Raw genomic sequence first — 12,602 nt, forward strand, 5'->3', positions numbered from 1 at the left:
CCTGTCAAAATAACAGGTTTGACTCAATATAAGAGCCTAAATACCTGAAAGGCACATCAATATAAAATTACAAGGCAAAAGTGCCTTATACTAAATGTTAAGCTAAATAAAGGTGTCAGAGTAAATTTAATTTTTCTCGTTGCCGCTGTCTCCAATGGGGTCGCCTGCCAGCCTGTCTTGTCTGATCAGATGACGCATGGTTTTGATTATTTCACCAGGCCTGGCCGTTCTTGTTGTGAGTGCGCTACCGCTTGATTTAATAGATGAATCCAAGCAATCACATGGTATTTCGTTTGGCTCGCCTGTTTCAATGCCGTCTTTAACCACGAAGGCATTATCCCACCCTTTTATTTGTGCGTTTGTTTTTCCGGTTAAGCAAGCTAAAGAGAAAAGTCTAGTATTGACACTCCCTTTTGTGTGCGATTTTATTTATCAATGAGTTCCCAACTGTTTGTTAGAAAATAACTGGTGTTACGTCCTTTGTTTTCGGGGTTCTTTATTAAAATCCCTCGTTTTTTAAGCTGATTGATATCCCTGAGCGCCGTGTCGGGTGAGCATTTACAGAGCTTGGCATATTTGGATGTGTTGATATTGCCTTTAAAATCCGCAGACAACATCAGATTAATGATGATTTTTTGTCGTTCATTGACGCTTTGCTGGTTGTTAATTTTTTGCCAAAGCTGGCTTTTGAACAAGATTTGATTCAGGTTGTGATTTGCGGATTTAAGCGCTAATTCAACCGCGTTTAAATACCAAGTTAGCCAAGGGGTGATGTCTAAATCGCCACGCTGCTGCATTTGCAGCCTTTTGTAATAATTCTTTTTGTCCTTTTGAATTTGCGACGAGAGGTTGTAAAAACGCTGTTTAACCCCGTCGGATTGACTTAAGAAGGCATCAGAAATCGCACGCGCAATTCTGCCATTGCCATCTTCAAACGGATGAATCGTTAAAAACCAAAGATGCGCTATACCGGATTTAATGATCGGGTCTAATGCTTCTAATGCTTCATTTTCTGCCCAGTCAAAAAATTGCTGCATCATGCTCTCTACTCGGCTGGCAGGTGGGGCTTCAAAATGCACTCGCAAGCGATCACCCATTCCACTGACGACCTGCATGGGATCAGCATATTCTTCTCGCCATTGAGCAACTGTGATGGCATGTATGCCACTAAATCCATCTGGAAATAAGGCGTTATGCCACCCAAACAAACGTTGTTTGGTCAGAGGCTTATCGGACTGATCGGTGGCATCCAATAGCATTTCAACCATGCCTTCTGTTTTTCTGTCGGCTTTTTGATAATCTTTTTGGAATCCAAGATGTCTGGCGATTGAGGATCTGACATCCGATAACGAGAGGTGCTCGTTTTCGATTAAGGCTGAATTAATAACGTTTTGGGTTTGAGCTTCAATGATGGCAGATCCTTTTTCTTCAAATCCAACATCTTGAATTCGTCCGAGCAATAATCCTTGCTGATAGCGAATTTCAGCAATAATTTTGAGAATATCCGCTTCATTCCAGGTAAAGTTTGGAAAATCGGGTTCTTGCCATAACCACATAGGCTGGACCTTTTGAGTAGTTTTCAATTATTATGCGCTGATTATACCGTTATTCCATGCAAAATTTGCGGTGAATAGATCATTAAACACCGCAAGCGACTTTGACCCCTAAAATTTCTGGTTATTAAAATCAATGCAATGGGTCAGACTCGATTGATTTTAATTAAAGGGTAGCACCCCTTTTTTCTCTCTAGCCATAAGTCACTGAAACATTGATTGCTTTTGTGCTAATGCGTATAATCATGCGCATCCACCTATTTAACAGGAGTTGAATATGGCTCATCTTTATGACATCAACGCTTCTAAAAAAGCGGCGAACCTCAGTATCAACAGCGACTTATTGCAAAAAGCAAAAGCGCAAGGCATCAACTTATCCTCAACGCTGGAAGAAGCTTTAAAAGAACTTCTTGTCAAACAAACGCAAGAAGACTGGAAAAGAGAAAATGCCGACGCCATTAAAGCGAATTGCGATTTTATCGGCCAAAACGGCTGCTTTGGCAGAAAGCACAGAGTATTTTAATGTCGCAATTTACCGTTTATCAAAACACGTCTGGCGACAATGAAGCTTATCCTTACCTGATTGATATTCAACATCCCATTTTGGAAGACTTACCCAGTCGAGTTGTTATCCCGTTAGCACGTTCTACGAACTATTCCACAATGCAAATCAAAGGACTGTCACCCGTCATTGAATTTGCGGGCGAAAAGCTAATTTTAATGACGCATCAACTGGGCTCAATCCCAATAAAAGAACTCGGAGACCCGATTGGCTCCCTATCCCATTTACATACCGATATAGTTTCTGCACTGGATTTTTTAATTAGTGGGTTTTAATCATTAAAAACCACCAGGCCTGGCGGTTTTTACGATGACTTGAATGAAGGTTTATAAGTCAGATTTAATTTTACTCCGCCCCCAATTATTCCGGTGACATCGAGTATTTTGAAGACGAGCAAGCCGCGCTGACGTGGTTGCAAACGCCATAATCGCTAAACGTCTCTTTTTATTTATTGTTTAAGTGGAAAATTGGTACGACCGAGTGGATTCGAACCACCGACCCCCACCATGTCAAGGTGGTGCTCTAACCAACTGAGCTACGGTCGTATATAGATATACGAGAAAGATGGTACCAGTGGGCGGACTCGAACCGCCACGCTATCACTAGCAACGGATTTTGAATCCGTCATGTCTACCAATTTCATCACACTGGCGTTGTGAAAAAAGATGCGCGAATTATAGTGAGTATTCGGCAACAAGTCAAACGTTTTTCGGTGAATTTTTAGCCGAGTGCGGCTTTGTTGATTCTGCCCAGGCCTGGTGGATAAGCGGCCTTGGCGGTCTTATTGTACTTTGCTGCTTAAGTCTTTGATTTTGCGAACCCAGGGGGCGATACCGAAATCTTTTTTGTAGCGTTTGGCGGCGCTGTCGGCTTCGGAACGTGAGGCGTAGCTGCCGGTTAACAGCACGAAATAGGGTTCGCCTTTGCGCTCCATCGGGATAATGCGTGCGCCTTCCAGCCCTTTTTGACGAATCATTTTTTCCACGGAGCTGCGTTCTTGCATGCTGGCCAGTTGCAAGGTGTAATTGAGCGCGGGTTCTTCAACCAACCACTTGACGTCGCCGGTGAAGTTTTGAGCCGGTGGCGCCGCTTCCGGTTCAGCGGGGGCTTGCACGGTTTCCACCAAACGCACCACCGGTTGCTTGAGCGGTTTCACGCTGGGTTCGACCGGTTGCGGCACTTCCAGCGCCTGCTGTACTTCTTCGCGTATCGCCACTTCAGCGGTCTCAGGTTGACTGGCTGGGGCTTGCGCCAGACGTTTAAGAATGACTTCCAGTTTTTTATCCAAACCCAAAGTGTATTCCTGAAGTTTCTGTTCCAGTATTTCGGTGGTCACCACATTGGGGGGGAGCTGAGTGGGGGCCGCGGAAAGGGGTTCAGTTTGCAGGGTTTCTTGTGTTTCGGTGACGACGACCGGTTGATTTTTCAAACGTTGCACTTCAGCCTCCAACAGTTTAACCCGCTGCTGCAGCTGTTCGAACAGTTCGCCTTGGCCGCCGGAGGCCATGTTTTTTTGCAGCTCGCTCATGCCTTCTTTGAGCAAGCTCACTTCACTCATGGCCTGTTCATTAACGGCGAGCACTTTTTTCAGCTCGTTATTGATGCTGGTGTAAGCAATGTACAGCACCCCTAAAATGGTCAATAACAGCGACAGCATAATGATGACACCGAAAAAGGACGCTTTGCTCGCTTTCGACTTGGCGGGCTTGTCGTTTTGAGGGGCGTTGGGTCTTTTGGGAGTACTGGGCATAACTTCCTCTGCGGCTGAAAGCCAATCTGTAAGTGAATGTTCTGTGGCCTGCGAATCGCCTTGACGGCTTGAAGACCTTTGCTGAGCCTGACTTTGAATGACTTTGAGTAATTCGGCTCTTTCTTTTTCCAGTTCTGAGATGGTTTGCGCCATTCGACAATTTCTTTGTGTTGGGTTTCGTTTCTGGGCGCGATTAGTTGAATCTCAATCGCTCTCGTATTGTAGAATGTTACACGGCCTTTGCAAAGGGATATTTACGGATTCGGTATCGAAGCGCCGACCGGATTAAGGATAAAAAAACTATGTACAGTATTGGGTTAGAAGATGTCGGTTCCGCTTTATTGATTACCATCGGCATGGTGTTGGTCAGTGTCACCATTGTGGGCTTGGCTATGTGGTGGTTGCATGGTGTTTTTAAAAACCCGGAAGCCTCCCAACCGGATAAACACTCAGAAACATCGTCCAACGAAAACGGCACGGCTCAAAGCGTTTCTCAAGATAATTCGCCATCCAAATAAACCCAGGGCGCACCGGACTGGCGATGGTCGCGTACAAAGCGACTCTTTTCGGTCATTACGCCCTTTTCGATAACCGAACCAGAAGAATCAACCCTGTCCGGCTGACCATTCAAGCCACCGTCCTTTAAACAATATTCAGCACGAAACACCACCGACCCTGTGTTATCTTGTGCTCGGCCACGTTTGGTTTTGAGTATGCGCAGCTTCTGCCAGTGTAAATTTTCATCAAAGGTGAAATCGCTGGGGCGCGTGCTTGGATCCCATGTTTGCAACAGGTAGTCTTTAAGGTGCAGGGCATAAGCCACATAACGCGACCGCATCAATTGTTCGGCGGTTTCCGGCCAAGCTCGACCCAGATGAAAGGGTTCACAGCAGTCACGATAAGGCACTTTGCGACCGCAAAGGCAAAATGATTGTTCGGCGGCCGTTGACGTTGATGGCATTGATTTCATTGCAGCTCCCCTTTTTCAACCAATCGAACAACGCGGTAATAGAGTTTTATCGACAACAGAAACGCCGCCAATGTCAGACCAATGACAATACCATACCAGAAACCGACCACGCCAAGGGGCGACCCGTTGATGCCATTAAACGCCAGATAATACCCCAGCCCAAGACCGATCAGCCAATAACTGATAAAGGTCACCACCATAATCACCTGGGTGCTGTGCAAGCCCCGCAAAGCCCCTGCACACGCCACTTGCACGGCATCGAAAAACTGATACAGCGCCGCCAGCGCCAGCAAGGTGGCGGCCAGCGCAATCACCTCAATATCCGGCGTGTAAAAAGAAGCAATGAGGTGCATCCCCAGATAAGTGGCCAGTGCGGTCATCAAACTGACCAGGGCTGAAAAACCAATGCCGGTGAACAGGCTCCGTTTCAAATCGGGCAGACTCGCTTTTCCATACGCCAGCCCGGTTCGAACGGTAATCGCCATTGCGATGCTCAACGGAATCATAAACACGATGGAAGTGTAACTGATCGCCACCTGATGCGCGGCAATCACCACCGCACCCAGCTTGGCAATGAATAATGCAATAAAGCTGAACATACTGATTTCAAACAGCAACGCCAAGGTATTGGGCACGCCCAGCGCCAGCAGGTCGCGCACGCCCAAAGACCAGCTTGGGCGCTGGAATTCGCGGCGGCGCAATTGAACCAGATGTGCGGTGTGACGAGACGCCACCACATAACCGATTGCGCCCAGCAGCATAGACCACATCACGATGGCCGAAGCAATCCCACACCCGGCGGCGCCGTAGGCGTCTATGGATCCGAAACCATAAATGAACATTGCATTCAGCGGTATATTGAGAAGCAACGCCAGCACGCTGATGACCATGGTCGGCAACGTCAGCCCCAGACCTTCCCAGAAAAATCGAAATGCCTGATACAGCGCGATGCCGGGCAGGCCGAAAGCAATGTAATACAGATAGTCAGCCGTGAGCTGATAGACGTTTGGCGATAAAGTCAGCCAGTCCAGTACCCATTGCAGATTCATTAAAATCGCCATGGACGCCAGTCCCAGCGGTACGGATACCCAGATGGCCTGATGCAAATATTGCGTCACATTTCCCCAGGCCTGCCGCCCCTTCTGCCGCGCCACCAACGGGGTTAAAGCCAGCAGCACCCCGGTCGAGATCATAAACACTGGCAACAGCAGGCTGGTGCCCAAGCCGATGGCCGCCAAATCATCGGTGCCAACCCGCCCTGACATAATGGTGTCCACCACGCCCAAACCGGTTAACGCCAGCTGCGCCAACAGAATCGGCCAAGCCAGGCGAATCAGCTGTTTAAGCTCCTGCCGGTAGAGCGCCAGTGGCTCAGACACCGCCATCATTCAACTCAGTGAGACGCATCACGTTTTGAGCTCGACTCTTGGTGTGACGGCTGATTAAGCTGATTTGGCCGATTCGGCGATTCGGCGTCTGGACGATCTGCTTCATCCCGCTGCCAATAGTCTTCTTCAAGGCTGGGATCCAATTCGTCACTCAATTCATGCGTTGGATTGGGTAACTGAATAATCTGACTCGGCCAGAGAAAGATAATCACCACTTTCAGGCTCCAGAAAATCATCGCGTAAATGACCAACGCAAACACCAGCACCACCGGCAACCCCAGCAGTAAATCAACAAACAGCGCTTCACCGGCCAGCATTTTCGCTAAAAACGCCTTTTCAATAAAGGCAAAGTGCAGCCAATAAAACGTGCCTGCCAGACTCAATGCCAGCACCAGCCAACTTAACGGAAACGCAATTCGGGAATTTCGAAATAAACACAACATAGTTAACCAAGTTTCTGATAAAACAGCCATTGTAAGGCAATAATGGTACTGGCGACATTGAATTTGGCCTGTTGCAAAGATGCCAGCGCCGTTTCAAAGTCCAGTTTCACCAAACGAATATCCTCCACTTCATCGGCTTGACCGCCAAACTCGGGCAAGGCGGTTGAATCCACCGCCGCCGCGTACAGATGCAGAATTTCGCTGCTGCCGCCCGGACTGGGGTAAAACTCGCAAATGAATTCAAACGTCGCCTCGGAGACACCGGCTTCCTCATAAGCCTCGCGCGCGCAGGCCGCTAGGCGAGTTTCGCCTTCGTCAATCATCCCTGCAACTGGCTCAATCAACCAGGCCTGGTCATTTTGCTCCAGTGCTTGCGGCAAGGCACCGGCGCGACACTGTTCCACCAACACCACCTGTTCTGCGGCCAAATCGTACAGCAATACCACCACGGCCTGACCGCGCCCAAACAATTCACGATCAATCCAAGGCGACCAACCGCCCTGATATAAGGTGTGGCGAAAATGCACACGGTCGATTTTAAAAAAACCGTCGTAGCCTCGCTCGGTGGCGGCGATTTCAATGCGCTTTTCAGCTTCGTGAGTTTGTTTGTCCTTGGACACCAATTTTTCCTTACTTGAATTCAACAGGATTCAACATGATTCAACATCATTCAATACAACTCATGCCGATTTAACCCACCTGCTCACAGTCCAGCCGCGGCACTCGCTGGGTGACATTGCACAAGAGTTCATAGCCGATGGTGCCGCAGGCCTGGGCGATTTCGTCCACCGGCAACCCCTGCCCCCATAAAATGGCACTGTCTCCGATGGCCACCCGCTCCGCGAGTTCGGTGACATCCACGGAAAGCATGTCCATCGACACCCGCCCGGCCATCGGCATTCGTTGCCCATGGATCAGCACCGGTGTACCGGCGGGCGCACAACGCGGATACCCATCCCCATAGCCCGCCGCCACCGCCGCAATCAAACTGCGGCGCGGCGCAACCCAGGCCTGGCCATAGCCGACCGACTCCCCGGCAGGCACCCATTTTAGGCTGATGATTTTTGAAATGAGGCTCATAGTGGGCTGCAATCCCAATCGTGCTTCCGCACCCGCCCCATACAACATAATGCCGGGGCGCACCCAATCGTAATGCATTTGCGGATAACGCTGGATCGCGGCGGAATTGGCCAGGCTTTTCATATCAGAACGAGCGGCCGTCATTTTTTCAAAAACCGAAAATTGCTGCATCGAAAAGGCTTCCGATTCCTCCGCCGATGCCAGATGCGACATCCAGCAGACCTGAACCGGCATCGGCAGCGCCTCCACAGCGGCCAGCACCTTATCCAATTCCGACACCTCAAATCCCAAGCGATGCATGCCGGTGTCCACTTTCAGCCACAGAGTCAGCGGCGTTCGGATGCGACTGCGCTGCAACCATTCAAGCTGTTGCCAGTTATGCAGCGAGGCTTCCAACCGGTGTTGCGCGACCAGCGGCCATTCCGCTTCGGAAAACACCCCTTCCAACAACACTATTGGGTGTAAAAACCCTCTTTGCCGCAAAGCCATCCCTTCATCAATGGAGGCCACCCCAAACCCATCGGCTTGCGCCAATTCACGCGCCACAGTTTCAATACCGTGACCGTAGCCGTTGGATTTTACAATTGCCAACACTTTGGATTGCGGTGCCAAGGTGCGTGCTACATTTAAGTTATGCTGAAAGGCCGACAGGTGAATACAGGCCTGGATTGGGCGATAAAGCGGCATAATGAGTCACTCTTTACGGGACGTAATCAAATCAGTGAAACGGTTTTCACGGTGAAATTCAACCACAGTTCGGGCACACGTCGTCTTTCACGGTCGGGTTCGATTCATAAGAATCATTCACGAATCTAGGGGCTATTCAGGCTAATAATACTGTTCAGTTGCCTCAAGACGTATGTGATTTTCAAATTTGGTGTACTCACCCAAAAAGGTCAAATACACCGTATCCAGCGAGCCATTTCGGTGTTTACCGACAATAATCTCCGCCTCACCTTTACGCTCATTATCGACATCGGGATTGTACACTTCATCCCGATAGATAAATAAAATCAAATCCGCATCCTGCTCAATGGCGCCCGATTCACGCAAATCCGACATTTTCGGGCGCTTATCAGGGCGTTGCTCCAGATTACGACTGAGCTGTGACAGCGCGATAACCGGAAGCTCCAACTCTTTGGCAATGGCTTTCAAGCCACGGGATATTTCAGAAATTTCATTAACACGGTTGTCGGTGTTGGTAGAACCTCGCATCAGTTGCAGATAGTCAATCACAATCAAGCGCAAGCCGGTCACCGCGTCCTCCGGCACCAGGCGTTCACTTTCCTGAAGGCTTCTACCCGCTTCTTTTGCCGCCGCCTCACGCGCTTCCAGTTCCGCTTTAGCGGCTTTTAACTGGGCATCGCGAATGTCTTTGTCGATGCGTCTGGCACGCGCACGCAAATCGGTGATGCGTAATGCAGGGGTGTCGTCGATGTAAATCTGGGTTTTTGCCAACTGACCCGCGGCTCGGGTCAAATTGGTAAAATCTTCCCCCTCCATTCGCCCGGTACGGATGCGGTCGGCTTTGATTCGCCCTACCGAGCTGAGCATTCTCAGCACCAGCTGCTCACTGGGCATTTCCATACTGAAAACCGCAACAGGATGATTTTGCAAAGCGATATTCTCGGCCAGGTTCATCGAAAACGTGGTTTTCCCCATTGATGGACGCCCAGCGACAATAATCAAATCGCCGTTCTGTAAACCGGATGTCAACTCATCAAATTTCGTGTATTTTGTCGCCAGCCCAGTGAGACCACCATCATTATTAAAACGCTCGTCAATCGTCATCACCGCTTTTTGAAGCAGCGGCTGTATCGTCTGGTATTCTCGTTGTTTATTGGCACCCTGCTCGGCGATGCTCATCACTTTGGACTCGGCAAAGTCCAACACATCGCGTATGTCTTTACCTTGGGGAAAATAACTGGCTTCAGCAATCTCATTCGACGCGGCGATCAAGGAACGGAGGATCGACTTGTCACGAATCGTTTGAGCGTAAAAATGGATATTGACGGAACCGGGGGTATTGGTCACCAAATCAATCAAATAAGTCTTATCGCCTACCTCTTGCAATTGTCCTCTGGACGCCAGCATTTCAATGACCGTCACCACATCAAACGGCGTGTTACGGTTACTGAGTTCGAGAATCGCATCATAAATCAGGCGGTGCGGAAGCGTGTAAAAATCATCCACCATCAGCAGAGCCGAAATATCGGCCAGCTTTTCATTGTCCAATAACAAGCCGCCGATCACCGCCTGTTCAGACTCAATCGAATGGGGCGGCGTTTTAAAAAAATCGTCTTCAGTCATTTGGTACAAACCCACTGGGGATTAACAAGAATTCAGAGAACCCTATGCGGTCATAAGCGATCATAAGCGATAAAACATCATGAATACCGCAAAATCCGCGGCGCAACAACACACGCCTCACGATTCTGGAAACCCCATATTATACGGCAAAGACAGGTTTTAAAGCGTTTTTCCGAGTGGCTAAATTGCGTTGAAACCCGTTTCAGGGAGAGGCTGAATCATCCACCTCAAAAGCATCGGCATCGAATCGCCGACATAAAAAAAGCGAGGCCACGCCTCGCTTTTAAAGCTTGAAACACCTTTTCACAGGGATGTGAAGGTGTCCGCAACAAAGCCGGTCGAATCAGTGCTCGGCGGCTTTTACATCTACCGTGATAGAAGCGACCACATCAGAGTGCAGCTCCACGTCAAACTCAGACGTGCCGACGAAACGAATCGCGCCCTCTGGCATGCGCACATTCTTACGCTCAACCTCAAAACCAAGACTGGAAAGCGCATCGGCGATGTCTGCGGTGCCAACGGAACCAAACAACTTACCTTCGTCACCCGCAACGGATTCAATGGTCACCACCACACCGTTCATTTTTTCATAAACCGCTTGGGCGTCAGCCAAAGCTTGCGCGGCCAATTTTTCAAGCTCAGCGCGACGCGCTTCAAACTCAGCGATATTTTCTTTGGTGGCTGGCTTGGCTTTACCCTGCGGAATCAGAAAATTGCGCGCAAAGCCGGACTTAACAGTCACCTGATCGCCCAAAGAACCCAGGTTCTGAACCTTTTCAAGTAAAATAACATTCATGATTAACCCTCTAAAGTTAAATGCGTTTAGGCCCTACTCGGCCTCTGTCCACCGGTTTCGAATATCCACCCAAATGTCAATCAAACCGATGGTTGCTAAAATTAAAATGGCCTGTGGAAATAAAAACAGAAGCACATACAAACCGCCCAGCCAAAAAGTGCTCATCTGGCGCTTATTGACCGTGTGGTGCGCCACCGCCAAGCCCTGAAACAGCAGCCCGGCCATTAACACACCGGACAAGTCCTGAATCAGATCGCTTTGGGTAAACAGCCCGACCAAGGCCACCAGAACCGCCAAGCCTGCCAATCCTTTCGGCAACCGAATTTCATAGAAATCGGCACGAAACTGCCCCGGCACATACAAGGCACTCTGCCACCAACGTCCCAACAGCACGATGGCAAACCACAGCAGCACCACAAACATCGCCAGCAGCATGGTCGCCACCTGAACCAACTCAGCCAACATGGCTTCCGGGTAAGGGGTACCGGCCTGGTCAAACACCGGTTTGACAAACTCAGTCATCACCGACTGCCACCAAACCGTGGTATCGCCAACGGCTAAATGAAAGGCAATGACACCGCCCCCCACCAGCAGCATATCCAGCGTCAGGCTCAAGGCCATGGAACCGGTGTTTCGCAACACCCAGCTTAACAGCCAGATCGGCAGCATATATTCCATGACACTGACCAGGCCAGGCCAAATGGAACCGGACATGGCAAAGCTGAGTCCCAGATTGACGACCATGGCCGCCGCCAGAACCTTTAACCCTTCCTGCTCACCGACGCGAAGTGTGACCAGCGCGATGATCGCCCCGACCAAGACGCCGAACGGTGCGATCCAGACCGTCAGTGCCGACAGGAGCAGAATCGCAATATACGCTTGCATCGGCCCTTTCATGACATAATTGGCGACACTCAGCATGATCTGTCCTTCGCTTTATTTCCAACTAAAAGATCCGATTACTTATGCTGATCCGTGTAAGGCAACAACGCTAGGTAACGTGCGCGTTTGATGGCCGTAGCCAACTGACGCTGGTATTTCGCACTGGTTCCCGTAATGCGGCTCGGTACAATTTTACCGGTTTCCGTAATATAGCTTCTCAGGGTGTCCAGGTCTTTATAGTCAATCTCTTTGACACCATCCACGGTAAAACGACAGAATTTTTTTCTTCCAAAACCTCTAGCCATGATTACTCTCCTCTACGCTTATCGTCTTTCTGAGCGGCCATCGCCGATGGCTCTGTCACCGCTTCTTTACGCTTGATGAACATATTGCGCAATACCGCATCGTTGTAATAGAACAGATTATCAAGCTCGTCCAGCGTGGCTTGATCGCATTCGATGTTCATCAGAATGTAATGGGCTTTGTGGACTTTATTGATGAGGTAGGCGAGCTGGCGACGCCCCCAGTCTTCCAGACGATGCACGGCACCGCCGTTTTCTTCGATCAGACCGCGGTAACGCTCAATCATGGCAGGCACCTGTTCACTTTGATCAGGGTGCACTAGAAATACGACTTCATAATGACGCATTTATGGATCTCCTTATGGATTAAAAGTCAGCTTCCCGGCGCGATTCCGGCCGATGAAGCAAGGAAATTCAGATTGTTAATAATTTTTAATAAACTGAAAGTGCGGCATTATAAACGTTTTCAAGGTTTTTTCAAACTAAAATCATTCACTTATTTAAGCCCGAATAGCCAGAATAGCTAAATTAAAAGCACACGCGTCAAAACGTCGAAATAAAAAAAT

General features: G+C 49.3%; 16 protein-coding genes and 2 tRNA genes. 3 read left to right on the top strand and 15 right to left on the bottom strand.

All coding sequences use genetic code 11. From position 1 onward, the window contains the following. Positions 1-206: 206 nt before the first annotated feature. Both ACP5D0_RS07610 and ACP5D0_RS07615 read right to left on the bottom strand, forming a co-directional pair. Positions 207-335: a hypothetical protein gene (locus ACP5D0_RS07610; protein ID WP_472365068.1), complete on the bottom strand. Its 129-nt coding sequence runs from the start codon at positions 333-335 to the stop codon at positions 207-209. Positions 336-425: 90 nt separating this feature from the next. Further along, complete coding sequence (locus ACP5D0_RS07615) at positions 426-1,556, bottom strand: Fic family protein (RefSeq protein WP_472365069.1); 1,131 nt, start codon at positions 1,554-1,556, stop codon at positions 426-428. Between the two features lie 274 nt (positions 1,557-1,830). Here ACP5D0_RS07615 and ACP5D0_RS07620 point away from each other — a divergent pair, with 274 nt between their 5' ends. Continuing rightward, the gene (locus ACP5D0_RS07620; RefSeq protein WP_472365070.1) at positions 1,831-2,076 is read left to right on the top strand and encodes a type II toxin-antitoxin system CcdA family antitoxin; all 246 of its coding nucleotides are present in this window, start codon (positions 1,831-1,833) and stop codon (positions 2,074-2,076) included. Continuing rightward, the gene (locus ACP5D0_RS07625) at positions 2,076-2,390 is read left to right on the top strand and encodes a CcdB family protein (protein ID WP_472365071.1); all 315 of its coding nucleotides are present in this window, start codon (positions 2,076-2,078) and stop codon (positions 2,388-2,390) included. The genes ACP5D0_RS07620 and ACP5D0_RS07625 overlap by 1 nt, the downstream gene beginning before the upstream one ends. 193 nt (positions 2,391-2,583) lie before the next feature. On the opposite strand, the gene ACP5D0_RS07630 is transcribed toward ACP5D0_RS07625, so the two are convergent. The 3 genes from ACP5D0_RS07630 to ACP5D0_RS07640 all read right to left on the bottom strand — a co-directional run bounded on the left by ACP5D0_RS07630 (position 2,584) and on the right by ACP5D0_RS07640 (position 4,018). After that, positions 2,584-2,660: transfer RNA gene (locus ACP5D0_RS07630), tRNA-Val, on the bottom strand. Between the two features lie 20 nt (positions 2,661-2,680). Next, a tRNA-Leu gene (locus ACP5D0_RS07635) sits at positions 2,681-2,767 on the bottom strand. Between the two features lie 129 nt (positions 2,768-2,896). Continuing rightward, the gene (locus ACP5D0_RS07640; protein ID WP_472365072.1) at positions 2,897-4,018 is read right to left on the bottom strand and encodes an SPOR domain-containing protein; all 1,122 of its coding nucleotides are present in this window, start codon (positions 4,016-4,018) and stop codon (positions 2,897-2,899) included. Between the two features lie 149 nt (positions 4,019-4,167). Between ACP5D0_RS07640 and ACP5D0_RS07645 the strand changes: the two genes are divergently transcribed. Beyond that, positions 4,168-4,383: a hypothetical protein gene (locus tag ACP5D0_RS07645; RefSeq protein WP_472365073.1), complete on the top strand. Its 216-nt coding sequence runs from the start codon at positions 4,168-4,170 to the stop codon at positions 4,381-4,383. Here ACP5D0_RS07645 and ACP5D0_RS07650 read toward each other — a convergent pair. From ACP5D0_RS07650 to rpsF, 10 genes are all read right to left on the bottom strand, one after another. Then, the gene (locus tag ACP5D0_RS07650; protein ID WP_472365074.1) at positions 4,359-4,835 is read right to left on the bottom strand and encodes a YchJ family protein; all 477 of its coding nucleotides are present in this window, start codon (positions 4,833-4,835) and stop codon (positions 4,359-4,361) included. The genes ACP5D0_RS07645 and ACP5D0_RS07650 overlap by 25 nt on opposite strands. Further along, positions 4,832-6,223 (bottom strand): MATE family efflux transporter, encoded by a 1,392-nt coding sequence (locus ACP5D0_RS07655; protein WP_472365075.1) that lies wholly within the window; start codon positions 6,221-6,223, stop codon positions 4,832-4,834. The genes ACP5D0_RS07650 and ACP5D0_RS07655 overlap by 4 nt, the downstream gene beginning before the upstream one ends. A 5-nt stretch (positions 6,224-6,228) precedes the next feature. Further along, a complete protein-coding gene (locus tag ACP5D0_RS07660; RefSeq protein WP_472365076.1) occupies positions 6,229-6,666 on the bottom strand; it encodes a hypothetical protein in 438 nt (145 codons plus the stop codon). Between the two features lie 2 nt (positions 6,667-6,668). Beyond that, positions 6,669-7,286, bottom strand: a complete 618-nt coding sequence (locus ACP5D0_RS07665; protein ID WP_472365077.1) for an NUDIX domain-containing protein — start codon at positions 7,284-7,286, stop codon at positions 6,669-6,671. Positions 7,287-7,356: 70 nt separating this feature from the next. Then, positions 7,357-8,433, bottom strand: a complete 1,077-nt coding sequence (gene alr / locus ACP5D0_RS07670; protein ID WP_472365078.1) for an alanine racemase — start codon at positions 8,431-8,433, stop codon at positions 7,357-7,359. Between the two features lie 141 nt (positions 8,434-8,574). After that, on the bottom strand, positions 8,575-10,056 hold the full coding sequence (gene dnaB / locus ACP5D0_RS07675; RefSeq protein ID WP_472365079.1) for a replicative DNA helicase: 1,482 nt from the start codon (positions 10,054-10,056) through the stop codon (positions 8,575-8,577). A gap of 343 nt (positions 10,057-10,399) precedes the next feature. Further along, positions 10,400-10,852: a 50S ribosomal protein L9 gene (gene rplI / locus ACP5D0_RS07680; protein WP_472365080.1), complete on the bottom strand. Its 453-nt coding sequence runs from the start codon at positions 10,850-10,852 to the stop codon at positions 10,400-10,402. Positions 10,853-10,885: 33 nt separating this feature from the next. Continuing rightward, positions 10,886-11,773, bottom strand: coding sequence for a DUF2232 domain-containing protein (locus tag ACP5D0_RS07685; RefSeq protein WP_472365081.1), 888 nt, complete (start codon positions 11,771-11,773; stop codon positions 10,886-10,888). A gap of 38 nt (positions 11,774-11,811) precedes the next feature. Next, the gene (gene rpsR, locus ACP5D0_RS07690; protein WP_472365082.1) at positions 11,812-12,039 is read right to left on the bottom strand and encodes a 30S ribosomal protein S18; all 228 of its coding nucleotides are present in this window, start codon (positions 12,037-12,039) and stop codon (positions 11,812-11,814) included. A 2-nt stretch (positions 12,040-12,041) separates the two neighbouring features. Next, positions 12,042-12,383 (bottom strand): 30S ribosomal protein S6, encoded by a 342-nt coding sequence (gene rpsF, locus ACP5D0_RS07695; protein WP_472365083.1) that lies wholly within the window; start codon positions 12,381-12,383, stop codon positions 12,042-12,044. Positions 12,384-12,602: the final 219 nt, after the last annotated feature.

Source organism: Hydrogenovibrio sp. (assembly GCF_049975065.1).
Classification (GTDB): Bacteria; Pseudomonadota; Gammaproteobacteria; order Thiomicrospirales; family Thiomicrospiraceae; genus Hydrogenovibrio.

What these genes read in the sequence shown, in the direction of transcription:
- ACP5D0_RS07610 (WP_472365068.1), bottom strand. Translation starts at nt 335, where the DNA reads ATGCCTTCGTGGTTAAAGACGGCATTGAAACAGGCGAGCCAAACGAAA.
- ACP5D0_RS07615 (WP_472365069.1), bottom strand. Translation starts at nt 1,556, where the DNA reads ATGTGGTTATGGCAAGAACCCGATTTTCCAAACTTTACCTGGAATGAA.
- ACP5D0_RS07620 (WP_472365070.1), top strand. Translation starts at nt 1,831, where the DNA reads ATGGCTCATCTTTATGACATCAACGCTTCTAAAAAAGCGGCGAACCTC.
- ACP5D0_RS07625 (WP_472365071.1), top strand. Translation starts at nt 2,076, where the DNA reads ATGTCGCAATTTACCGTTTATCAAAACACGTCTGGCGACAATGAAGCT.
- ACP5D0_RS07640 (WP_472365072.1), bottom strand. Translation starts at nt 4,018, where the DNA reads ATGGCGCAAACCATCTCAGAACTGGAAAAAGAAAGAGCCGAATTACTC.
- ACP5D0_RS07645 (WP_472365073.1), top strand. Translation starts at nt 4,168, where the DNA reads ATGTACAGTATTGGGTTAGAAGATGTCGGTTCCGCTTTATTGATTACC.
- ACP5D0_RS07650 (WP_472365074.1), bottom strand. Translation starts at nt 4,835, where the DNA reads ATGAAATCAATGCCATCAACGTCAACGGCCGCCGAACAATCATTTTGC.
- ACP5D0_RS07655 (WP_472365075.1), bottom strand. Translation starts at nt 6,223, where the DNA reads ATGATGGCGGTGTCTGAGCCACTGGCGCTCTACCGGCAGGAGCTTAAA.
- ACP5D0_RS07660 (WP_472365076.1), bottom strand. Translation starts at nt 6,666, where the DNA reads ATGTTGTGTTTATTTCGAAATTCCCGAATTGCGTTTCCGTTAAGTTGG.
- alr (WP_472365078.1), bottom strand. Translation starts at nt 8,433, where the DNA reads ATGCCGCTTTATCGCCCAATCCAGGCCTGTATTCACCTGTCGGCCTTT.
- dnaB (WP_472365079.1), bottom strand. Translation starts at nt 10,056, where the DNA reads ATGACTGAAGACGATTTTTTTAAAACGCCGCCCCATTCGATTGAGTCT.
- rplI (WP_472365080.1), bottom strand. Translation starts at nt 10,852, where the DNA reads ATGAATGTTATTTTACTTGAAAAGGTTCAGAACCTGGGTTCTTTGGGC.
- ACP5D0_RS07685 (WP_472365081.1), bottom strand. Translation starts at nt 11,773, where the DNA reads ATGCTGAGTGTCGCCAATTATGTCATGAAAGGGCCGATGCAAGCGTAT.
- rpsR (WP_472365082.1), bottom strand. Translation starts at nt 12,039, where the DNA reads ATGGCTAGAGGTTTTGGAAGAAAAAAATTCTGTCGTTTTACCGTGGAT.
- rpsF (WP_472365083.1), bottom strand. Translation starts at nt 12,383, where the DNA reads ATGCGTCATTATGAAGTCGTATTTCTAGTGCACCCTGATCAAAGTGAA.